General features: G+C 30.8%; 26 protein-coding genes and 1 tRNA gene. 24 read left to right on the top strand and 3 right to left on the bottom strand.

The genetic code is table 11. The features are described 5' to 3' along the window. Positions 1-101 precede the first annotated feature (101 nt). The 24 genes from FQB35_RS10125 to FQB35_RS10010 all read left to right on the top strand — a co-directional run bounded on the left by FQB35_RS10125 (position 102) and on the right by FQB35_RS10010 (position 18,611). A complete protein-coding gene (locus tag FQB35_RS10125; protein ID WP_148809807.1) occupies positions 102-341 on the top strand; it encodes a hypothetical protein in 240 nt (79 codons plus the stop codon). A gap of 122 nt (positions 342-463) precedes the next feature. Then, a tRNA-Gly gene (locus FQB35_RS10120) sits at positions 464-537 on the top strand. 64 nt (positions 538-601) lie between these two features. Further along, positions 602-1,246 (top strand): MBL fold metallo-hydrolase, encoded by a 645-nt coding sequence (locus FQB35_RS10115; RefSeq protein ID WP_148809806.1) that lies wholly within the window; start codon positions 602-604, stop codon positions 1,244-1,246. 20 nt (positions 1,247-1,266) lie between these two features. Next, on the top strand, positions 1,267-2,490 hold the full coding sequence (gene pepT, locus FQB35_RS10110; RefSeq protein ID WP_148809805.1) for a peptidase T: 1,224 nt from the start codon (positions 1,267-1,269) through the stop codon (positions 2,488-2,490). Between the two features lie 192 nt (positions 2,491-2,682). Continuing rightward, entirely contained in the window at positions 2,683-3,033 is a 351-nt protein-coding gene (gene eutS / locus FQB35_RS10105; RefSeq protein ID WP_148809804.1) for an ethanolamine utilization microcompartment protein EutS, read from the top strand. A 10-nt stretch (positions 3,034-3,043) separates the two neighbouring features. Further along, a complete protein-coding gene (locus FQB35_RS10100; protein ID WP_207707285.1) occupies positions 3,044-3,475 on the top strand; it encodes a EutP/PduV family microcompartment system protein in 432 nt (143 codons plus the stop codon). 25 nt (positions 3,476-3,500) lie between these two features. Continuing rightward, positions 3,501-4,073 carry an ANTAR domain-containing response regulator gene (locus tag FQB35_RS10095; RefSeq protein ID WP_148809802.1) on the top strand — a complete coding sequence of 191 codons (573 nt, stop codon included), beginning with the start codon at positions 3,501-3,503 and terminating at the stop codon, positions 4,071-4,073. A 23-nt stretch (positions 4,074-4,096) separates the two neighbouring features. Next, positions 4,097-5,506: a sensor histidine kinase gene (locus FQB35_RS10090; protein WP_148809801.1), complete on the top strand. Its 1,410-nt coding sequence runs from the start codon at positions 4,097-4,099 to the stop codon at positions 5,504-5,506. Positions 5,507-5,609: 103 nt separating this feature from the next. Further along, positions 5,610-7,040, top strand: coding sequence for an ethanolamine ammonia-lyase reactivating factor EutA (gene eutA / locus FQB35_RS10085; protein ID WP_333473063.1), 1,431 nt, complete (start codon positions 5,610-5,612; stop codon positions 7,038-7,040). An 18-nt stretch (positions 7,041-7,058) separates the two neighbouring features. Beyond that, a complete protein-coding gene (locus tag FQB35_RS10080; RefSeq protein WP_148809799.1) occupies positions 7,059-8,423 on the top strand; it encodes an ethanolamine ammonia-lyase subunit EutB in 1,365 nt (454 codons plus the stop codon). Positions 8,424-8,462: 39 nt separating this feature from the next. Beyond that, on the top strand, positions 8,463-9,341 hold the full coding sequence (gene eutC, locus FQB35_RS10075) for an ethanolamine ammonia-lyase subunit EutC (protein ID WP_207707391.1): 879 nt from the start codon (positions 8,463-8,465) through the stop codon (positions 9,339-9,341). Between the two features lie 12 nt (positions 9,342-9,353). After that, entirely contained in the window at positions 9,354-10,007 is a 654-nt protein-coding gene (eutL, locus tag FQB35_RS10070; protein WP_148809797.1) for an ethanolamine utilization microcompartment protein EutL, read from the top strand. A 14-nt stretch (positions 10,008-10,021) separates the two neighbouring features. Continuing rightward, positions 10,022-10,510 carry a BMC domain-containing protein gene (locus FQB35_RS16560; RefSeq protein WP_168198311.1) on the top strand — a complete coding sequence of 163 codons (489 nt, stop codon included), beginning with the start codon at positions 10,022-10,024 and terminating at the stop codon, positions 10,508-10,510. A gap of 3 nt (positions 10,511-10,513) precedes the next feature. Continuing rightward, entirely contained in the window at positions 10,514-11,959 is a 1,446-nt protein-coding gene (locus FQB35_RS10060; RefSeq protein ID WP_148809796.1) for an acetaldehyde dehydrogenase (acetylating), read from the top strand. 24 nt (positions 11,960-11,983) lie between these two features. Continuing rightward, on the top strand, positions 11,984-12,268 hold the full coding sequence (locus FQB35_RS10055; RefSeq protein WP_148809795.1) for a BMC domain-containing protein: 285 nt from the start codon (positions 11,984-11,986) through the stop codon (positions 12,266-12,268). 61 nt (positions 12,269-12,329) lie between these two features. After that, positions 12,330-13,088 (top strand): cobalamin adenosyltransferase, encoded by a 759-nt coding sequence (locus FQB35_RS10050; protein WP_148809794.1) that lies wholly within the window; start codon positions 12,330-12,332, stop codon positions 13,086-13,088. Positions 13,089-13,100: 12 nt separating this feature from the next. Further along, complete coding sequence (gene pduL, locus FQB35_RS10045; protein ID WP_408625375.1) at positions 13,101-13,733, top strand: phosphate propanoyltransferase; 633 nt, start codon at positions 13,101-13,103, stop codon at positions 13,731-13,733. Between the two features lie 50 nt (positions 13,734-13,783). Beyond that, positions 13,784-14,473 carry a hypothetical protein gene (locus FQB35_RS10040; protein ID WP_148809792.1) on the top strand — a complete coding sequence of 230 codons (690 nt, stop codon included), beginning with the start codon at positions 13,784-13,786 and terminating at the stop codon, positions 14,471-14,473. Positions 14,474-14,489: 16 nt separating this feature from the next. After that, on the top strand, positions 14,490-14,765 hold the full coding sequence (locus FQB35_RS10035) for a EutN/CcmL family microcompartment protein (RefSeq protein WP_148809791.1): 276 nt from the start codon (positions 14,490-14,492) through the stop codon (positions 14,763-14,765). Positions 14,766-14,791: 26 nt separating this feature from the next. After that, positions 14,792-16,138: a 4Fe-4S dicluster domain-containing protein gene (locus FQB35_RS10030; protein ID WP_148809790.1), complete on the top strand. Its 1,347-nt coding sequence runs from the start codon at positions 14,792-14,794 to the stop codon at positions 16,136-16,138. Further along, positions 16,135-16,683 (top strand): BMC domain-containing protein, encoded by a 549-nt coding sequence (locus FQB35_RS10025; protein WP_148809789.1) that lies wholly within the window; start codon positions 16,135-16,137, stop codon positions 16,681-16,683. Before FQB35_RS10030 ends, FQB35_RS10025 begins: the two co-directional genes overlap by 4 nt. Positions 16,684-16,699: 16 nt before the next feature. Then, positions 16,700-17,005 (top strand): hypothetical protein, encoded by a 306-nt coding sequence (locus FQB35_RS10020; protein WP_148809788.1) that lies wholly within the window; start codon positions 16,700-16,702, stop codon positions 17,003-17,005. Positions 17,006-17,025: 20 nt separating this feature from the next. Further along, positions 17,026-18,120: an ethanolamine utilization protein EutH gene (eutH, locus tag FQB35_RS10015; RefSeq protein ID WP_148809787.1), complete on the top strand. Its 1,095-nt coding sequence runs from the start codon at positions 17,026-17,028 to the stop codon at positions 18,118-18,120. A gap of 26 nt (positions 18,121-18,146) precedes the next feature. Then, complete coding sequence (locus FQB35_RS10010; protein ID WP_207707390.1) at positions 18,147-18,611, top strand: cupin domain-containing protein; 465 nt, start codon at positions 18,147-18,149, stop codon at positions 18,609-18,611. Positions 18,612-18,674: 63 nt separating this feature from the next. On the opposite strand, the gene FQB35_RS10005 is transcribed toward FQB35_RS10010, so the two are convergent. From FQB35_RS10005 to FQB35_RS09995, 3 genes are all read right to left on the bottom strand, one after another. Then, the gene (locus FQB35_RS10005; RefSeq protein WP_148809785.1) at positions 18,675-18,980 is read right to left on the bottom strand and encodes a hypothetical protein; all 306 of its coding nucleotides are present in this window, start codon (positions 18,978-18,980) and stop codon (positions 18,675-18,677) included. Between the two features lie 205 nt (positions 18,981-19,185). Further along, positions 19,186-19,452: a hypothetical protein gene (locus tag FQB35_RS10000; protein ID WP_148809784.1), complete on the bottom strand. Its 267-nt coding sequence runs from the start codon at positions 19,450-19,452 to the stop codon at positions 19,186-19,188. A gap of 8 nt (positions 19,453-19,460) precedes the next feature. Next, positions 19,461-21,080, bottom strand: a complete 1,620-nt coding sequence (locus tag FQB35_RS09995) for a recombinase family protein (RefSeq protein WP_148809783.1) — start codon at positions 21,078-21,080, stop codon at positions 19,461-19,463. Between the last annotated feature and the right edge of the window lie 15 nt (positions 21,081-21,095).

Raw genomic sequence — 21,095 nt, 5'->3', positions numbered from 1 at the left:
AAAATCGTAAATTTTACAAAGCATATTCTTTTTTAAACTGCACACAATATTTAATGTAAGCTTACAGCTTACCAAAATTACAAGTGGAGGAATGCCAAACTATGTATAATAATATGGGAAATGTTCCTAGTTTATCAAACTCAAATGCCGTTGATCAAAATGAGATTCAAAAAGCAAAACAAAAAATGGGCAACTATGGGGCAGCTGGACAAGGGTTGGTATCAGGTGCAATAACAGGTACTGGAGCAAACCTTACAAGTTCAACTGCAATAGATCAATTAGAGATTCAACAGGCAAAACAGAAAGTTCAAAGTAGTGGCTTCCAAAACACAACTTATTAATCAGTAATTTTGAAAAGCCCTAAGGATATAATATTCTTAGGGCTAATATTAAATGTTTTGAAAGTATTTATTGAAAATATTGACAGTTAAATCCAATAATAATATAATGAAATTAATAAAATGCGGACATAGCTTAATGGTAGAGTCCTGGCTTCCCAAGCCAGTTGTGCGGGTTCGATTCCCGTTGTCCGCTCCAAAGAAAGCCCTACAGATTTACTGTGGGGCTTATTTTGATAAATATAGTAAAGAGGAGTTTTTTTATGAAAATTGAAAGACTGATTATTGGAATGCTAGAAACAAATGGATATGTTATTTATGATGAGAATACCCTTGAAGCTTTTATTATTGATCCTGGAGACGAACCAAAAACGTTTATAGACTATATTGATAGAAATAATTTGAAGCCTATTGGAATCATTTTAACCCATTATCATTATGATCATATAGGTGCTGTTTTAGAATTAAAGAAAAAATATAATATCCCTACATATATTCATAAAAAGGATGCAGAAGGGTTAAAAGATCCTTATAAGAATCATTCAATAAGTAATTTTAGAAAGGCTATATCAATCATCTCAGATAGAATAGTAGTAGATGGAGATGTTATTAAAGCTGGTGAGATCGTATTAGAAGTGATTCATACGCCAGGGCACACACCAGGAGGGATTTGTTTAAAAGTTAAAAATGAAAATATTATATTTACAGGAGATACTATTTTTAATATAGATCTTGGCAGGACAGATTTGGAAGGAGGAAATTATTCTGAAATGAAGAATTCTATTCGAAATAAAATATCAAAATGGGATGATGATATTATTATATATCCTGGACATGGGGACTCTGCATCTATGGCTTATGTAAGAAAAAAGAATATGGAATTTTTAGATATTATGAGAAAAAGATAAAAACTAAGGAGATGAGCAATATGAAAAAAGTTGTAGAGAGATTTTTAAAATATGTTAGTTATGATACAAGATCTCAAGAGGCTGCAAAAACTTGCCCTAGTTCAGAAAAACAACTTGTTTTTGCAAAAGATTTAGCAAATGAACTTATGGATATAGGAATGCAGGATGTTTCTGTTGATGAAAATGGGTATGTAATGGCAACATTACCTTCAAATATAGATCATAATGTTCCTACTATCGGTTTTATTGCGCATATGGATACGAGTCCAGACATGATAGGGGAGAATGTAAATCCTCAGATTGTTAAAAATTATGATGGAGGAGATATTGTATTAAACAAAGAAAAAAATATAATTTTATCACCTAATGATTTTCCTGAATTAAAAAAATATATAGGACAAGATTTGATTACTACAGATGGGACTACTCTTTTAGGAGCAGATGATAAAGCAGGTATTGCAGAAATTGTAACGGCTATGGAATATTTATTGAATAATCCTAATATAAAACATGGGACAGTAAAAGTAGCTTTTACACCAGATGAAGAGATAGGAAAAGGGGCAAACTTTTTTGATGTAAAAAAATTTGGTGCAGACTTTGCTTATACTATTGATGGAGGTGAAATTGGAGAGTTAGAATATGAGAATTTTAATGCAGCATATGCAAGTATAGAAATAAATGGAAGAAATGTACATCCTGGAACAGCAAAAAATAAAATGAAAAATGCTATTCTAATAGGAATGGAACTAAATGCAATGCTGCCAGATAAAGAAATACCAGCCTATACAGAAGGCTATGAAGGGTTTTATCATTTAAATGAGATAGAGGGAAATGTAGAAAAAGCTTCTATGTATTATATAATTAGAGATCATGATTATAATAAATTTGAGGAGAGAAAGAAAAAAATAAGAAAAATTGTAGATTCTTTAAATGATAAATATGGTAAAGATACGATTGTATTAGAGATGAAAGACCAATATTATAATATGAAGGAAAAAATAGAACCAGTGATGCATATTGTTGAAACTGCAAAAAGAGCAATGGAAGAGGTTGGAGTTTGCCCTATTATAAAACCTATAAGAGGAGGAACGGACGGAGCAAGACTTTCTTACATGGGACTTCCTTGTCCTAATATTTTTACAGGTGGACATAATTTTCATGGGAAATATGAGTATATCCCAGTAAATTCTATGGAAAAGGCTGTTGAAGTTATTTTTAGAATTATCAAAAAATTTACAAAATGAGCTTGATTAATGAAAAACAGTTTGGTATAATAAAGTTATAAATTAGATTGCAGTTTGGTTACATTTTGTTGCACAATGGGGTGCAGTAAAATAAGCAATGATGCTTGCCATAAGAAAACGAGTATTCGTTTCTTTAGCAAGCATTTATTTGTTTTTAGAAAAATATTTTACAAACTGTGAAAGGTTGATTGGATGGAACAGAAAGAAAAACAAAGAGTAATACAAGAATATGTACCTGGAAAACAGGTTACATTAGCACATTTAATAGCAAATCCACAAAAAAATATATACAAAAAAATTGGACTCCCAGGAGAATATAATGATGCAATAGGAATACTTACTATTACGCCTAGTGAAGCTGCAATCATTGCAGCAGATGTTGCTACAAAGGCAGCAGGAGTAGAAATAGGATTTATAGATAGATTTAGTGGATCACTTCTAGTTACTGGAGATGTATCTAGTGTAGAATCAGCATTGAAGGAAGTGTTGCATGTGTTAGAGGAAATATTATCATTTACGCCTGCATCATTAACGAGATCTTAGGAGTGATATAATGAAAAAAATAATGTTAATGGGGAGAACAGGAAGTGGTAAAACAACACTTGCTCAAACGATAAATCAATTATCAAAAGACTATAAAAAAACGCAAACTATGGAATATTATAACAATATTCTAGATACTCCAGGAGAATATATAGAAAATGTAAGATTTTATAATGCATTAATAACAGCTTCTTTTGATTGTGATGTGATTGGTTTGGTGCAAGATTGTACAGATGATAGATGTATTTTCCCTCCAAACTTTGCATATGTTTTTAATAAACCTACTATAGGAATTATAACAAAAATAGATATGAATGATAAAACTATTGATTGGGTGCAAGCTTGTTTATATGAGGCTGGAGTTGATAAGATTTTTTGCGTTAGTGCATTTGATGGAACTGGCATAGAAGAGATAAAAAAGTTTTTAGATAATATAGAATAATTATGTTCTTTAAGGGGGAAAAGTAATGAAAAAGAGAATAGTAATAGCCGATGATGAGCCTATTACTAGAATGGACCTTTGTGAGATTTTAGAAGAAGCTGGCTACGATGTTGTAGGTAAGGCTTCGGATGGATTTGATGCTGTAGAGTTATGCCGAAAATTTAAACCTGATTTAGTACTGATGGATGTAAAAATGCCTTTACTTAACGGATTGAAAGCAACAGAAATTATTAATGAAGAACAACTGGCAAACTGTGTTATATTATTAACTGCTTATAGTGGCAAAGAGTTTATAGAAGAAGCAAAAAATTTAGGGGTGATGGGATATCTTGTAAAACCTGTTAATGAAAAAATTCTTTTGCCAACTATTGAAGTATGTTTTTCGAAAAGTAAAGAAATTGAGAGAATTAAGAATGATGCAAAAAAAGCAAAGGAACATGTTGAAAATAGGAAAATTATTGAGAGAGCAAAGGGGATTTTGATTAAAAATTATGGGATAACAGAAGATGAAGCTTATAAAAGAATAAGGAAATTAAGCATGGATAAAAGATGTCCTATGAAAGATATTGCTAATGCTATCATAATTAACTGTATGTAGTACAATTTTAGGGAGTGATATTCATGCTTAAAGAAATCTGTAGAAAATATACGGATTTATCTTATTCTGATATTAAAAAACTTGAGAATACAGCAGAGATGCTTCCAATTATTGCAGATCTAGTGAGAGCAGATGTATTCATAGATTGTTTGGTGAGAGATTCTGATGTGGCTATAGTAGTTGCTGAAGCAAAACCTTTTACAGGACAGTCTATGTATGAGTCTTCTGTAGTTGGACAGTTAGCTTATAGAAAAGATGAACCTGCAGCTTTAAGAACATTAGAAATAGGGATGGCTACAAGAGATTTAAAAGCAGTTACCCAAGAGAAAAAAACAGTTATACAAAATACAATACCTATTAAAAATGAGCAAGAAAAAGTAATTGGAGTTTTGATAATGGAGCAGGATGCAACAGAACATTTAGCAAAAAAAAGGCAAATGGAAATTTTGTCTGAAACAGCTGAGCAATTGGGTGAAACATTATTGACATTTAAAGACCATGAAAACAATATAACAAAACATATCAATGATGCTATTGTTATTTTTAATAAAAGTGGCATATCAACCTATGCTAATCCTGGTGCGATTGAATTGTACCGTAAGTTAGGATATAAAGATGAGATTGTAGGTATGAATTTTGAAAATTTGGTTTTAGATGGTATATCTTTTAAGAAAATAATTGTTGATTCTTCTTTTGAAACATCAGAGGTCAAGATTGGAAACTTATCCTTACAAACTAAATATGCAGCTATGAAACAAAAAAATAAAGTAGTTGGTGTAATTATGTTTATAAAAGATATTACAGAAGTAAAAGAAAAAGAGAAGGAATTAATATTAAAGTCGGTGGCTATTAAAGAGATTCATCATAGAGTTAAAAACAATCTACAAACGATTGCAAGTCTTCTCAGATTACAATCTAGACGTATAGACAATGATTTAGTTAAAAAAGCTTTTAATGAAAGCATAAGTAGGATATTAAGTATTGCAGTAACGCATGAATTATTAGCACAAAAAGGTGTAGATGATATTGATATTAAAACAATATTATCAAAGCTTAAAGATACTACTATAGATTATGGGATTTCTCCTGATAAAAATATAGAGATAGAAATAAAGGGAGATAGTGTAATTGTAAATTCTGATAAAGCAACTTCAATTGCACTTGTTGTAAATGAGCTTTTACAAAATTCTGTAGAGCATGCTTTTAAAAGCAAAAAAAGTGGATTAATAGAAATTTGGATACAAAAAGGATGTTTGTATTCGAGTATATCAGTAATTGATAATGGATCTGGATTTGATGCAAAATTTATTAAAACAGAGAGTTTGGGTCATAAGATTGTTGAACAAATTGTAAAGGATAGGTTATCAGGACATCTTAGTATAGAATCTAATATAAGTGGAACGAAAATTATGTTTGATTTTAAAAATGGATAAAAAACACAATGGTGTGTTTATGAAAGGCAAAGAGGCCAAAAAGATATTTTAGTTAAAATATCTTTTTGGCCTCTTTGCTTTTAAAAAGGGGGGATAAAGATTGGTGCAAGATATACTTAGTGTTGGGATTGATATAGGGACATCTACAACCCAATTAGTCTTTAGTAAAATAACAATTCAAAATATAGCTTCTATGGCAGCAGTACCTAGAGTGAAAATCGTAGATAAAGAGGTGATCTATAGGAGTAGTATATACTTTACTCCATTGAAAACATCAACAGAAATCGATGTAGTAAAGGTTAGAGATATTATAGAAAAAGAATATAATAAAGCGAAGATTATACCTAAAGATGTTGATTCTGGAGCAGTGATTATAACAGGAGAAACAGCTAGAAAAGAAAATGCTAAAGAAGTATTAAAAATATTAAGTGGATTAGCTGGAGATTTTGTTGTAGCAACAGCTGGACCAGACTTAGAAGCTATTATTGCGGGAAAGGGTGCTAATGCATCAAAAGAATCAAAAGATAAAGCCTGTGTAGTTGCAAATCTTGATATAGGTGGAGGTACGACGAATATAGCTATTTTTAAAAATGGAGATGTTATAGATACGTCTTGTTTAGATATAGGAGGAAGATTAATTCGAGTAAATAAAGATACGCTTGAAGTACTTTATGCATCATATAAGATAAAAAAACTAGCTGAAAGTATAGGTTTAGAAATTTATGAAGGCAAAAAATTAAGTTTAGCTCAACTAGAAAAGATATCTATTAGAATGGGAGAAATATTAGAAGAAGCTCTAGGAGTTAGAGATAAGTCACAAGAGTTAGACTTAATGGTTACGAATCATGATTTAAGAAGGGATTATTATATTGATTATATTTCATTTTCAGGAGGCATAGCAGATTGTATATATACACAGTATACAGAGGACTTGTTTAAATTTGAAGATATAGGTATTTTGCTTGGAAAATCTATAAAAAATGGAAACTTACTAAAACAAAAAGAAATACTAAAAGCTACTGAAACAATAAGAGCTACAGTAATAGGAGCTGGATTGCATACAACAAATATTAGTGGTAGTACTATTACTTTTTCTGAAAAGGTATTACCGTTAAAAAATATACCTATATTAAAACTTACAGAAGATGATGAACTATTAACATTTGATAGATTAAGCAGTGTGATAGCTGATAAATTAAAGTGGTTTAGATTAGATAATGACAATCAACAAGTAGCATTAGCTTTTAAGGGCATGAAAAATGCGAGTTTTGAAACCATACAAAATATGTCTAAATGTATTATAAAAGGAATGGAAGAAATGCTTGAATTAGATATTCCATTAGTTGTAATTATTGAGAATGATATGGCTAAAGTATTAGGTCAAACATTAAAGAAGCAGCTTAAATTTAAAAAAGACGTTGTTTGTATAGATTCGGTAAAAGTTGAAAGTGGAGATTATATTGATATTGGAAATTCTTTGGCTAATGGGAAAGTTGTTCCAGTAATAGTAAAAACACTATTATTTAGTTATTAGAGTGGAGGGGAGAAAAAAATGAGACTGAAAACAAAACTTTTTGGAACTGTATATCAGTTCAAAGATGTAAAAGAAGTATTAGCAAAAGCCAATGAAGAAAAATCAGGTGATAAATTGGCTGGAATTGCAGCTGAGTCTGTAACAGAAATGATAGCAGCTAAAGAAGTACTAAGCAATTTAACTTTAGATGATTTAAGAAATAATCCTGTAGTACCTTATGAAGAAGATGAAGTAACAAGAATTATTCAAGATGGTGTAAATGAAAAAATCTTTAATGAGATTAAAAACTGGACAGTTTCAGAACTAAGAGAATGGATTTTAAGCGATGAAATTAAAGGTAGCCAGATTAGAAGAATTAGTAGAGGACTTACGAGTGAAATAGTTGCAGCTGTAGCTAAAATAATGTCTAATTTAGATCTTGTTTATGGAGCAAGTAAAATTAGAGTAACTGCTCACTGTAATACAACGATTGGACTTCCAGGAACATTATCGTTTAGATTACAACCTAATCATACAACAGATGACTTAGACGGTGTTATGATTTCATTATTAGAAGGCCTAAGTTATGGAGTAGGAGATGCTGTAATAGGGCTAAATCCTGTAAATGACACAGTAGATAATGTAATGAATATATTAAAAATGTTTGAAGAACTAAAACAAAAATGGAAGATTCCTACACAAAATTGTGTTTTAGCTCATGTTACAACACAAATGGAAGCAGTAAAGAAAGGTGCACCAGCAGATATGATTTTTCAAAGTATAGCAGGTACTGAAAAAGCAAATGAAGCTTTTGGTGTAACTGGAAAGTTATTAGCAGAGGCTCAAGAATTAATGTTAAAAGAAGGAACAGCAACAGGTCCGAATGTAATGTATTTTGAAACGGGGCAAGGGTCAGAGCTATCATCAGATGCCCATAATGGAGTAGACCAAGTGACTTTAGAAGCTCGATGTTATGGATTTGCAAAAAAATTCAAACCATTTCTTGTGAATACGGTTGTTGGATTTATAGGTCCTGAGTATTTATACGATAACAAACAAGTTATTCGAGCAGGTCTTGAAGATCATTTTATGGGTAAATTGACAGGAATACCTATGGGAGTAGATGCATGCTATACAAATCATATGAAAGCTGATCAAAATGATATTGAAAATTTAGCAGTTTTATTAACTACAGCTGGATGTAATTACTTTATGGGAATTCCTCATGGTGATGATATTATGCTTAATTATCAGTGTACAGGATACCATGAAGCACCGTCTCTAAGACAAATATTAAACTTAAGACCGATTAAAGAATTTGAAGAATGGTTGGAGAAAATAGGAATTTATAAAAACGGTAAATTAAGCAATAAAGCTGGAGATGCTTCTATATTTCTTAAATAATTCCATATAGGATTGTAAAAATAAGGAGGGAAGAAAGTGATTTCTGAAAAAGATATTAAGAGCATTATAGAACAAGTATTAAATGAAATGGGTAAATCAGATGATATAGGGAAAAAAGAGTATTGCTTAGAAGATGGAGAAAAAGATAGACCTTTTGAAGATATACCAGATATTACAGCTATAGAGATTAGTAAGCAATTATTGGTTCCTAATCCTGAAAACAAAGATGCTTATTTAAAACTTAAAGAGATGACACCAGCGAGAGTAGGAATATGGAGAGCAGGCCCAAGATATAAAACAGAAACATTATTAAGATTTAGAGCTGATCATGCAATAGCTCAAGATGCGGTATTTACTTACGTCTCAGATGAATTTATAGAAGATATGGGTTTGTTTTGTGTATCTACAAAGTGTAAAGATAAAGATGAATATTTAACAAGGCCAGATTTAGGAAGAAAATTTGATGATGAAGCCGTAAAAATGATAAAAGAAAAATGCAAATATAAACCACAAGTTCAAATTTATATATCAGATGGATTAAGTTCAACAGCTATAGAAGAAAATGCTAAAGATACTTTTGCTGCTATTATACAAGGGTTAGAGGAATATAGCATAAAAGTAGGAACTCCGTTTTTTGTAAAGCATGGTAGAGTTCCAGCTATGGATGCAATATCAGAAATGTTAGAAGCAGAAGTAACAGTTGTATTAATCGGTGAAAGACCAGGACTTGCAACAGGTGAAAGTATGAGTTGCTATATGGCATACAATGCAAAGATAGGAATGTCAGAATCAAACAGGACAGTAGTTTCGAATATTCATAAAGGAGGTACTCCGGCTACTGAAGCAGGTGCGTATATTGCAGAAATCATCAAGAAAATGCTTGATAAAAAAGCTAGTGGATTGGATTTAAAATTATAAGGAGGGTATAACATGAGAAATGATCCATTACGCACTACTGTATTAAGTGTAAAGCTAATACCAAATGTTGATTTAGATATGGCAAAGAAATTAAATATTGAAGTAGGACATAGAAGTATAGGAATTATTACTACAGATTGTGATGATGTTGGATATACAGCTCTTGATGATGCTACTAAAAAGGCAGACGTAAAGGTTGCATATGCAAAATCATTTTATGGTGGAGCTGCCAATGCAAATACAAAGTTAGCAGGAGAGTTTATAGGTATATTATCTGGTCCTAACCCAGCAGAAGTTAGAAGTGGCTTAAATGCAGTTATAGATTTTATAGAAAATGAGGCTTGCTTTTATAGTGCAAATGATGAGGATTCAATAGTATATTATGCACACTGTGTATCAAGAACAGGTTCTTATTTATCTGAAGTTGCAGGAATAAAAGAAGGAGAAGCATTAGCTTACCTAATTGCACCTCCAATTGAAGCTATGTATGCTTTAGATGCTGCATTGAAAGCTGCTGATGTAAAAATGGCTGAATTCTTTGGACCACCATCAGAAACAAACTTTGGTGGAGGATTATTAACAGGGAGTCAGTCAGCTTGCAAAGCTGCTTGTGAAGCATTTGCAGATGCGGTTAAGTTTGTTGCAGATAATCCAATTAAATATTAATTGATGGTGAAAAGATGATAAAACAAGCATTAGGTTTTATAGAAACCTATGGTTATATAGGAGCACTAGAAGCTGCAGATGCATGTTTAAAAGCAGCTAATGTAGAGATAGTTAGCTGTAACTTTATAAGTGGAGGCCTTGTAACTATTATTATTCAAGGAGATGTTAGTTCAGTAAAGGAAGCTATTGATGTTGGATCAGTTGCAGCTAATAGGGTGGGAGAGGTTATATCTGTAAATGTTATTGCTAGAGCAGGGATTGGACTAGAAAAAGTTTTATGTAAACATAATCCTAATGAAAAAGTTAAAGAAAAAAGTATCAACTATAAAGGAAAAAAAATAGAGATAACAGATTTTAAAGAGTTAAAAAAGATGAAAGTTGTTGAACTTAGAAGAATAGCTCGACAAATAGATGCAATAGGCATAGAGAGAAAACAAATTAAGTTTGCTAAAAAAGATGAGCTAATACGTGCAATAATGAATTATTTTAAGGGGGTGGAATAAACGATGATTAAAGATAAAGATTTAATATCAATTCAAGAAGTTAGAGACTTAATCAGAAAAGCGAAAGATGCACAACAAGAATTTTCAAAATTTGGGGCAGAAATGATTGATGAAATTGTAAAAGAAGTTTCAAATGCTGCATCAAAAGCAGCAGAAAATTTAGCGAAAATGGCAGTAGAAGAAACTGGCTTTGGGAAATGGAGAGATAAACTTTTAAAAAATAAATTAGCTAGTGATAAATTGTATGAGTACATAAAGGATATGAAAACTATAGGTATTATTCGTGAAGATAAAGAAAAGAAAATTGTAGAAATAGGCACACCTGTAGGTGTAATAGCAGCATTGATTCCATCAACAAATCCTACTTCTACAGTAATATATAAAACACTGATTGCATTAAAATCAGGAAATGCAATTATTTTTAGTCCACATCCTAATGCACGAAAATGCATAATAAAAACAGTAGAAATTTTAAATAAAGTTGCAACAGAAATGGGAGCACCAGAAGGATTAATAAGTTGCTTAAGTACGCCTACTATACAAGGAACAAATGAATTGATGAAACATGATGATGTTGCATTAATATTAGCAACGGGTGGTTCTGCAATGGTAAAAGCAGCTTATAGTTCTGGAACGCCAGCACTTGGTGTTGGTCCAGGCAATGTACCAGCGTATATAGAAAGAAGTGCAGATATAAGACTTGCAATAAAGAGAATTTTAGCAAGCAAAACATTTGATAATGGTACAATTTGCGCCTCAGAGCAATCAATTGTAACGGATAGGTGTATTTCAGATGAGGTAAAGAAAGAACTAGTAAGGCAAGGAGGATATTTCTTAAAAGGAGAACAGCTTGAAAAAGTTATAAAGATCATGGAAAAACCAGGTGGAGGAATGAACCCTAGAATTGTTGGAAAGTCAGCACAAGATTTAGCTAATATGGCAAATATTCAGATACCTCAAGGGGTAAAGGTTCTAGTATGTGAAGAAAAAGGTATAGGTAAAGAATATCCATTCTCTAAAGAAAAATTAACAGTATTATTAGGATTTTATACAGTAGCGGATTGGAAAGAAGCTTGTGAAACTTGTTTTGAATTGCTAAAAAATGATGGATTAGGTCATACACTAGTGATTCATTCTAATAATGAAAAAATCATAAGAGAATTTGCTTTAAGAAAGCCAGTTTCAAGACTTTTAGTAAATACTCCATCTTCTCAAGGAGCTACTGGATTAACTACAAATCTTGCACCATCATTGACACTTGGATGTGGAGCAGTTGGTGGAAGTGCTACATCTGATAATGTTACCCCTATGAATTTAATTAATATAAGAAGAATGGCTTATGGAGTAGATGATTTAGAAATAGATAAAAATGAAGGTAATGTAATCCCTGATATTGATTTAGAAGCAATTACAAAGTTAGTAATTGAGCAATTAAAAAATATTATATAAAAATAATTTAAGGAGGAATTATAAATGGCAAGTATGAATGCATTAGGTATGATTGAAACAAAAGGATTGGTAGGTTCTGTTGAAGCAGCAGATGCAATGGTAAAAGCAGCGAATGTTACTTTAATAGGGAAAGTACAAGTTGGTGGAGGTTTAGTAACGGTAATGGTAAGAGGAGATGTTGGCGCAGTTAAAGCAGCAACTGATGCAGGTGCTGCAGCAGCTGAACGAGTTGGTGAGTTAATTTCTGTTCATGTAATCCCAAGACCACATAGTGAAGTCGAAATAATCCTTCCTAAAGTACAAGAATAATAAAAAAACCCGGACTAAAATTTAGTCCGGGTAAATTGAATCAACTAAAGGGAGTGAGTTAATGAAAGTATTGACTGAGGCGACTCTTCGCGCAGAATTTAAAAACATAATACCATCTAGGTATTATGTGGATGCCGAAGCTTTAATAACTCCTTCAGCAAGACAATATCTAAAAGATAAGAATGTAGAACTTATTGTAAAAAATAAAGAAAGAAAAGAAGAAAAAATAGAAAATGATAATAAACCATCAAATAGTTCAAACGATAAAATTACGCCTATATATGTATCTTATTATTCTGGTGGTACTTTTGAAAAAAAACCAGAATATATGACACAAATTTATGGAAATAAGCTTGTTTATAAAGATAACAATAGGATTATATTTAGAGGGAAATTAGACAGTTTTCAATCTCAAATATTGGAACTTCAAGTTTACGTACACTCTAAAAAGATAGATAAACTCATCAAGGAGCTTGATGAAATATTAAACTTTACAAGAAAAATTCTAAGAGCGGAAGTATTGAATGAAGAGCTAAATGAAATGAGAGTGTTAGAATTAGATGAACAACAGTTAAGAGATATGTCTCATAATCCTAAGAAATATTTTGGTATAGATCATATATTGCCTAACTATAAAATGGGTGGAATTATCATTAAATTGAATTCACTTAGAAGTAGTGTAAGAGAAGTTGAAATTTCAGCAATCAAGGCTTTTAGAAAAGAAGAAATACAAAGACTTGATATAATAAAAGCTTTAAATAGGTTAAGTAGTGCTATCTATATTATGATGTGCAAATTTAAAGCAGGTTTATATAAATAGAGAGGTGGTATGGTGGAAGAAGTATTAATAAAGGAAATAGTAAAAAAGGTGTTGGAAACTTTTCAGAATGAAGAAAAAAACATTCCAGTAGAAGTATCAGCAAGGCATGTACATTTATGCCAAGAGCACATAGAAATACTGTTTGGAAAACAATATGGAATGACTAAGAAAAAAGATTTGTCTCAGCCTGATCAATTTCAATACAATGAAAGAGTGACACTCATAGGACCTAAGGGAATTATAAAAGGTGTAGCTATATTAGGGCCACCAAGAGATAAAACTCAAGTAGAAATATCTAAGACAGACGCAAAAATACTAGGAATTGATCCTCCTGTTAGAGAGTCAGGACAACTAAAAGAAAGTGAATCTATATATATTGCAACAGAAAAATCAGTAATACAAGCTAAAGAATCTGTAATTATAGCGAAAAGACATATCCATATGAATACAGAAGATGCAAAAAGATTTAATGTAGAAGACAAACAAATTGTTAGTGTTCGGGTAAAAGGACAAAGACCAGTGATTTTTGAAGATGTTTTAGTAAGGGTTAATAATAGATTTAATCTGAGCATGCATATAGACTTGGATGAAGCAAATGCATTAGGTTATAGTAACGATGTTTTGGGTCAAATTGTTTATTTTTAATTATACCTCTAGGAATAGCTATGAACTGCAAAGTATAAGGGAGTGAATCTATGGAAATTGACAATTTGGTTAAGTTAGTGACAGAAGAAGTTTTAAAAAAATTAGATTTATTCAATGATGAGAAAAAACAACTAAAGTCAAAAAAAATATTGATTTTAGATACTTTATTCGATGAAAATGAAAAATTATATAAAAAGATTGCTTCGAAATGGGAAAATACAAGGTTTTTAAATGAAATTAACATAAAAAATGAAATAGAATCATTTGATTATATTATTGTTCCTAAATTATCAAATAAAGACTTAGCAAGTATTGCTTTAGCAATAGATAATAGTCAAATATCTACAATTATAACAGATGGATTGCTTTATGGAAAAGAAATTGTTGTTATAAAGGAAGGGATTTATTATAGAAAATTTAAAAAATGTATAAATAATTCTTTTTACAATATGTTAGAAACTTATGAAAAGCAATTAATAAACTTTGGGATTAACATTATTAAAGAAGAAAATCTTTTCACTATTTTAGAAAATAATGAAGGAAAAGATAAAAATTCTATGCCAAAACAGATTTTAAATGAGAATAGAATTACAAAAAAAGTTGTAATAGAATCAGATATTATAAGATTGTTTGAACAAGGATATAAAGAAATTTGTATAAATGAAAAAGCTATTATATCACCACTTGCACTAGATTATATAAAGTTAAATGGAATTAATATTATAAGAAGTAGAGTATAAGGGAAGGAAGATTTATATGATTCTTGGAAAGGTTGTAGGGAATGTATGGGCTACAAGAAAAGATGAGGGACTTAATGGACTTAAATTACTTGTCATAAAGCCGATAGATTATCATACAAATCAAGTTTTGAGTACATTTATAGCTACAGACAGTGTGGGTGCAGGAATTGGGGATATGGTTTTGGTTGTACGTGGTAGCTCTGCTAGAAAGACAATAGATAAAGGAAATGCACCTATAGATGCTAGTGTTATAGGAATTATTGATGAAGTTGAAATAAATGAGGGATTATAAATATGTGTTTTAAAGGAAGGGAGAATATGGAACTTATTCAGAAAATATTTGATGCGGGAGTTGTTGGAGCAGGAGGAGCAGGATTTCCTACATATATAAAATTAAATTGTAAAGTTGAATATTTAATTATAAATGCAGCAGAATGTGAACCGCTTTTAGAAACAGATAAATATCTTATGAGAACAAAGAATATGGAAATTATAAAAACCATAGAGGAAGTTGGAAAAATAATAGAAGCAAAAAAACTTATTATAGGTCTTAAGGCGAAATATAAGGAAGAAATTAAGCAACTTATTTATGCTATAGAAGAATTGAATTCAAAAGTTGAGCTTTATTTTCTAGAAAATTTTTATCCTGCTGGTGATGAGCAAATAATGGTGTATGAAATTACGAAAAGATCTATCCCCTCTGGAGGTATACCTTTAGATGTTGGTGTTGTTGTATCTAATGTAGGAACAATTGTAAATATTTATGATGCTATGCAAGACAAACCAGTAATAGAAAAATATATTACTGTAGTTGGAGAGATAAATCATCCTAGTATTTTAAAGGTACCTATTGGAATTAGTATATTAGAATGTATCAGAGCTTGTGGAGGAACAACAGTAGAGAATTTCAAAGTGATTTTAGGTGGACCTATTATGGGGGTATTGGTAGATAATGATCAAATTAAGGAAAGGGTTATTACAAAAACTATTGGTGCACTGATTGTTATTCCATCAGATCATTATATTGCAAAGAGAAAAAATGCTTCTATTTCTCATATTATTAATCAAGCTAAAACTTCATGTATTCAGTGTTCTATGTGTACAGATATGTGTCCAAGAAATTTAATTGGGCATAAACTTAGACCACATAGAATTATGAGAAGTGTAGGAATGGGAGAATGCAATGAAAAAATTTTAGAGGAATCGTTAATTTGTTCTGAGTGTGGGGTTTGTGAATTATATGCTTGTCCTATGGGATTATCTCCAAGAATGGTAAATGCTTATCTTAAAAAAAGATTAAGAGAGATGGGTATTCGATATGAAAATAAGCAAAAAGAAACAATTGCTAAGAAAATAAGAGAATATAGAAAAGTTCCTACAACAAGAATGATATCAAGATTGGACTTAACAAAATATAAAGAAAAAGAAATAAAAGGTCCGATTGAAGTAGAAGTGGAAAAAGTTTGTATTCCACTATCTCAGCACATTGGAAAACCAGCTACTCCTAATATAGGTGTAGGTGATATAGTACGTAAAGGACAATTGATTGGTCAAGTAAAAATGGGGGATTTTGGTGCAAATATTCATGCTAGTATAGATGGAAGGGTTTGTGAAGTATCAGAAAATATTGTTATTCGAAGTGAAAATAATGAGGTGATTTCATGATAAGAACAATAGGGCTATTAGAACTGAATAGTATTGCTAAAGGAATAGAAGTTGCTGATTATATGATAAAAGCAGCAGAAGTTGAATTGTTACGGGCCAATCCTATATGTCCAGGGAAATATATTGTTCTTATTTCAGGAGAAGTAGGTGCTGTAAAAGCTTCTATTGAGGTAGGTGAAGATATAGGAGGAGCATTTGTTGTAGATAAATTAGTACTTCCAAGTGTTCATCCACAATTAATCAAATCTATTCATGGAGCTACAGAAATCAATGAACGAAATTCTTTAGGTATACTAGAATTTTTTAGTGTTGCTACAGCTATTATAGCTGCAGATGCTGCTGCAAAAGCTGCATCTATTGATCTAATGGAAGTAAGAGTTGGATTTGGGATAGGTGGAAAGTCGTTTATAACGTTAACAGGAGATGTAAGTGCTGTAGAAGAGGCAGTAGAAACTGGGGCAATGATTGGTAAAAATAATGGAATGTTAGTCAATAAAGTAGTGATTCCATCTCCAAGAAAGGAATTATTTGATAAGTTGCTTTAATAAAGGAGGTGATCAAATGGCAAAAATACTCGTTACAAAAAACAATTTTGATCAGTTTATAAGTAAAGGTGACAATAAGTTTTATGTTGATAAAAAAATGATTCTTTCGCCATGTGTAAAAGATATTTTACGGGATAAGGGAATGACTATTGTTTATGGGAAAAAAGAAGATTTAACAAAATCTAAAATAGAAATTAATAATTGTATTATAGAAGATGAAGTAAAAATAATTGCTGCTATATTAAAAAATGAATTTAATATAGCAGATGACAATGATGTTGGCATGATTACTCAGAAGGTTTTGGAAAAAATAAAAGGTTAAGTTTATAAAGGGGGATGAATATGAGTATTAATGAAATTATCGTATATATCATGGTAGGCTTTATGGCATTAGGGGCAATTGATAAAGTTTTAGATAATAAATTTGGATTAGGTGAGAAATTTGAGGAAGGTATTATGGCAATGGGAGCTCTTGCAATGGCAATGGTTGGAGTAGTTTCTTTAGCGCCAGTATTAGCAAATATATTAAAACCTATAATAGTACCGGTATATACAGCTTTAGGTGCAGATCCAGCTATGTTTGCTACTACTTTGTTGGCAAATGATATGGGAGGATATCCTTTAGCTATGGAATTAGCACAAAGTAAAGAGGCAGGACTTTTTGCAGGATTAATTTTAGGGGGAATGATGGGCCCGACTATTGTTTTTTCAATTCCTGTGGCACTTGGAATAATTGAAAAAGAAGATCATAAGTTTTTAGCTACAGGTATTTTAGCAGGGTTAATAACTATTCCGATTGGCTGTTTAGTGGGTGGAATTGTAGCTGGATTTGAAATGTCAATGATATTAAGAAACTTAGTACCTATAATCATTGTTTCTGTACTTTTAGCATTAGGCCTATGGAAAATACCAGAAAAAATGATAAAGGGGTTTACAGTATTTGGGAAAATTGTTGTAGCAGTAATAACAATTGGCTTAGCAGCTATTATTATTGAAACATTAACAGGATTTGTTGTGATTCCAGGAATGGCTCCTGTTTGGGATGGTATAGAGATTGTTGGTTCTATTGCATTGATGTTAGCAGGTGCATTTCCAATGGTATTTGTTATAACTAAAGTGTTTAATAAGCCTTTATTAAAACTAGGTAAATTATTAGGAATGGGAGATGTTGCTGCAGCAGGAATGGTGGCAACTTTGGCAAATAATATTCCTATGTTTGGATTAATGAAAGATATGGATGATAGAGGAAAGATTATTAATGTAGCTTTTGCAGTAAGTGCTTCTTTTGTATTTGGAGATCATCTTGGATTTACTGCTGGTGTTAATAAAGAAATGATATTCCCTATGGTAGTTGGTAAATTAGTAGCAGGGATTACAGCTGTAGTGTTAGCTGTAGTTATTGTAAATAAATCATTAGCAAAAGTATCTGATAAATAAAATTTTAGAAAGTAGGTGAAATTATGATTAAACATGTAAATGAAAAAGTTATAGAGGAAATAGTAAAAAGAATTGTAGCTGAACAAATTTCTGCTAAAAAAGTAGGTTTTGTAAAAAATATAGACAAAAGTGGAGTACTTTCAATAAAGACAGAGACTGTAAAATGTGAAAAGTTCGATACTGGAAAAAAAGAAGATCAAGTTTATCTAAAAGACATACTTACATTAGATGAAAGTCCAAGATTAGGTTGTGGCATTATGGAAATGAAGAAGTCTAAGTTTGATTGGGTGCTTAACTATGATGAGATTGATTATGTAATAGATGGAACATTAGAAATTGTTATAGAGGACAGAAGAGTTGTAGGAAATAAGGGAGATATTATTATGATTCCAAAAGGTACACCAATTCAGTTTTGTGTTCCTGATTATGCAAGATTTATGTATGTAACATATCCTGCTAATTGGCAAGAAATGGAAAGTGCAGATCGATAATTATATAAAAGAAAAAACTGTATTTTAATTAAATGAAAATACAGTTTTTTCTTAATTATTACGTTATTTAATAGATTTTAAATATGCAATATCTGATAGATTCTTTCCTGAAACAGCTTCAATAACTGTTAAATCTTGTGATAATTTGTCAATTTTAGTTTTAATTTCAATATGATTGTTAGCATTTTTAGTATCAAGTTGTATAAGATGTTCCTTGATTTTTTGCTGGTTTTGTTCCAATTTAGCTTGGCCTTGTTCTAATTTAGCTTGGCCTTGTTCTAGTTTAGCTTGCCCTTGTTCTAAATTGGCAATACGAGCATCAATTGAGTTTAATTTTTCTAAAATTTGTTGTAATAATTTATTTTCCATAGTATTCATCCTTTCAATAAACCTTATTTATATCTATATTGTATCATTAGAAAGGTTTATAGTCACATGAAAATTAATAAAAGATAGTACTATATTATTCATGAAAATAGCTTATTTCAAATGAATAAAAATCTCCTTCCTAGTTTGAATTATATTGTTAATTCTTGCTAGAAAGGAGAGTTTATTTTCACTTAATTTACAATTCCTATTGAATATTTTTCATTGCTTCTTCTGCAAATTTTGTAGTAACTATTTTTTCATAAGGTGCTCGCTTATCTAATTCACCAGCAAGCTCTACAATATCCATCATATGGTTAAGTCCTTCCTTTGTTAGAACTAAATCAGGTTTCCAGGTATCCTGATCTTTATATCTTTTTACAACTTTTGTAAGTATTTCTAAGTCAGCATCAGGAAATTGTGGAGAAATAGACTGAGCTATTGCTTCAGGTGTACTATTTTCAACCCATTTCATACCCTTAGCTATGAAATGCAATTCGTAGAATTAATATTTTTAATATAGAGATGTAAATTTTCTCCATCCCAAACGATTTTATCAACAAGCTTATGAATAAGTTGTTGCTTTTCTTCAAAATTCAATTTATCTAAGTCAGCTACTTTCTTGAATAGTTCAAGTGTGATTTCATAATTTAATTTTTTCAACATGTCAGTTTCAATTTTATTATCTAATGTCTGTAATTCTTTCTGCAGTTCTTTTATTTCATTATCAATTTTATTAATCTTTTCTAAAATATATTTTGTTGCTGCTGAATTATCAGAACCAGTTATAGAATCAACTAATTTACTTATCATTGTTTTTTTCTTTTCAATTTCATTCAACAAGCTTTTCTTTTTATCTTCTGAATTTTCTTTTCTGCTATTTAATGAATTTATTTCGCCGAAAAAAAGTTTTTGCAGATTTTCTGTGTTGAAAGCAAATTTTTTAAGAGATTCAACTACCTCTTTGTCAGCCTTATGACCGTTACAGTTTTTTATATTACATAGACTTCCATTTGTACGTTCTTTTCTTCTGCAAACGTAGTAATAATATTTTATACTTCCATCATTATTTTTTTGTATACTACTTGCTTTCATTGTTTCCCCGCATTTGCATTTTAAGAGAGGAGTTATAAGACTTATTCTACTTGTACCATTTTTTATTGCTTTGGTTTGATTTTCTTCTGCAATATTTTGTACTTGTATCCAGTCTTTAGATGATATTATGCCTTTATGCCTACCTACACCTATGATCCAATCTTTTTTATTTCTTATGGTCCAGGTCGTTTCACATCTTTTTGAATATGCAATTAATCCACTTTTCCCATCAAATTCATTTTTATCTGGAGTTGCAGAACCTTGACGACTAAAATATTCGTAAGATAGTTGATCCGCTACACAATATACAGGATTTCTTAGAATATAGCTGACTGTAGATTGGTTAAAAAATTTTCCATTCCTTTTTATATTGTTTTGTATAAGATAAGATTCTACTTTTGTAAAACTGCATAATTCAATATATTTTTTGTAGATTAATTTTACTATTTCAATTTCTTCTGGTATGGGAATAAGTTCGTATAATTTTCTTTTTTCGCCCTCGTAGTTTATTACTTCTATTTGTTTACTTTTGAAACCAAAAGGTTTTTTTCCACCTAACCATCTACCAGTTAAAGCAAGACGCTGCATATTGTCTTTGATACGCTCTGCTATTGTTTCCCTTTCGAGTTGAGCAAAAACAGAAGATATATACATCATAGCTCTGCCCATAGGAGTAGAAGTGTCAAATTGTTCTCTAATAGACACAAAAGAAATATTATTCGCTTGCAACATCTCTATAGTTTTAGAAAAATCAAGCACATTTCTACTGATTCTATCAAGTCTATAACAGATAAGTACATCAAATTTCTTTTTCTTAGCATCTGCAATCATTCTTTGATATTCGGGCCTATCTGTATTTCCACCTGAGAAGCCTTCATCTTCATAAATAATAAATTCAGAAATATTGAAGTAGTTATTTGCATATTCTTTACAAAGTTCTATTTGGTTTTGTATAGATTCACCTTTTCCAGTAAATTTACTTTTTCTACTATATATTGCTGCTTTCATGTTATCACCTTTTTG

The sequence above is a fragment of the Crassaminicella thermophila genome, from assembly GCF_008152325.1.
GTDB classification, from domain to species: Bacteria; Bacillota; Clostridia; order Peptostreptococcales; family Thermotaleaceae; genus Crassaminicella_A; species Crassaminicella_A thermophila.
Note: the sequence above shows the minus strand (reverse complement) of the source record. Positions and strands in the feature narration are given on the sequence as shown.

What these genes read in the sequence shown, in the direction of transcription:
- FQB35_RS10095 (WP_148809802.1), top strand. Translation starts at nt 3,501, where the DNA reads ATGAAAAAGAGAATAGTAATAGCCGATGATGAGCCTATTACTAGAATG.
- FQB35_RS10000 (WP_148809784.1), bottom strand. Translation starts at nt 19,452, where the DNA reads ATGAAATGGGTTGAAAATAGTACACCTGAAGCAATAGCTCAGTCTATT.
- FQB35_RS10060 (WP_148809796.1), top strand. Translation starts at nt 10,514, where the DNA reads ATGATTAAAGATAAAGATTTAATATCAATTCAAGAAGTTAGAGACTTA.
- FQB35_RS10090 (WP_148809801.1), top strand. Translation starts at nt 4,097, where the DNA reads ATGCTTAAAGAAATCTGTAGAAAATATACGGATTTATCTTATTCTGAT.
- FQB35_RS10020 (WP_148809788.1), top strand. Translation starts at nt 16,700, where the DNA reads ATGGCAAAAATACTCGTTACAAAAAACAATTTTGATCAGTTTATAAGT.
- FQB35_RS10005 (WP_148809785.1), bottom strand. Translation starts at nt 18,980, where the DNA reads ATGGAAAATAAATTATTACAACAAATTTTAGAAAAATTAAACTCAATT.
- eutH (WP_148809787.1), top strand. Translation starts at nt 17,026, where the DNA reads ATGAGTATTAATGAAATTATCGTATATATCATGGTAGGCTTTATGGCA.
- FQB35_RS10115 (WP_148809806.1), top strand. Translation starts at nt 602, where the DNA reads ATGAAAATTGAAAGACTGATTATTGGAATGCTAGAAACAAATGGATAT.
- FQB35_RS10125 (WP_148809807.1), top strand. Translation starts at nt 102, where the DNA reads ATGTATAATAATATGGGAAATGTTCCTAGTTTATCAAACTCAAATGCC.
- FQB35_RS10100 (WP_207707285.1), top strand. Translation starts at nt 3,044, where the DNA reads ATGAAAAAAATAATGTTAATGGGGAGAACAGGAAGTGGTAAAACAACA.
- eutS (WP_148809804.1), top strand. Translation starts at nt 2,683, where the DNA reads ATGGAACAGAAAGAAAAACAAAGAGTAATACAAGAATATGTACCTGGA.
- FQB35_RS10035 (WP_148809791.1), top strand. Translation starts at nt 14,490, where the DNA reads ATGATTCTTGGAAAGGTTGTAGGGAATGTATGGGCTACAAGAAAAGAT.
- FQB35_RS10025 (WP_148809789.1), top strand. Translation starts at nt 16,135, where the DNA reads ATGATAAGAACAATAGGGCTATTAGAACTGAATAGTATTGCTAAAGGA.
- FQB35_RS09995 (WP_148809783.1), bottom strand. Translation starts at nt 21,080, where the DNA reads ATGAAAGCAGCAATATATAGTAGAAAAAGTAAATTTACTGGAAAAGGT.
- FQB35_RS16560 (WP_168198311.1), top strand. Translation starts at nt 10,022, where the DNA reads ATGATAAAACAAGCATTAGGTTTTATAGAAACCTATGGTTATATAGGA.
- pepT (WP_148809805.1), top strand. Translation starts at nt 1,267, where the DNA reads ATGAAAAAAGTTGTAGAGAGATTTTTAAAATATGTTAGTTATGATACA.
- FQB35_RS10050 (WP_148809794.1), top strand. Translation starts at nt 12,330, where the DNA reads ATGAAAGTATTGACTGAGGCGACTCTTCGCGCAGAATTTAAAAACATA.
- FQB35_RS10080 (WP_148809799.1), top strand. Translation starts at nt 7,059, where the DNA reads ATGAGACTGAAAACAAAACTTTTTGGAACTGTATATCAGTTCAAAGAT.
- FQB35_RS10055 (WP_148809795.1), top strand. Translation starts at nt 11,984, where the DNA reads ATGGCAAGTATGAATGCATTAGGTATGATTGAAACAAAAGGATTGGTA.
- FQB35_RS10040 (WP_148809792.1), top strand. Translation starts at nt 13,784, where the DNA reads ATGGAAATTGACAATTTGGTTAAGTTAGTGACAGAAGAAGTTTTAAAA.
- eutL (WP_148809797.1), top strand. Translation starts at nt 9,354, where the DNA reads ATGAGAAATGATCCATTACGCACTACTGTATTAAGTGTAAAGCTAATA.
- FQB35_RS10030 (WP_148809790.1), top strand. Translation starts at nt 14,792, where the DNA reads ATGGAACTTATTCAGAAAATATTTGATGCGGGAGTTGTTGGAGCAGGA.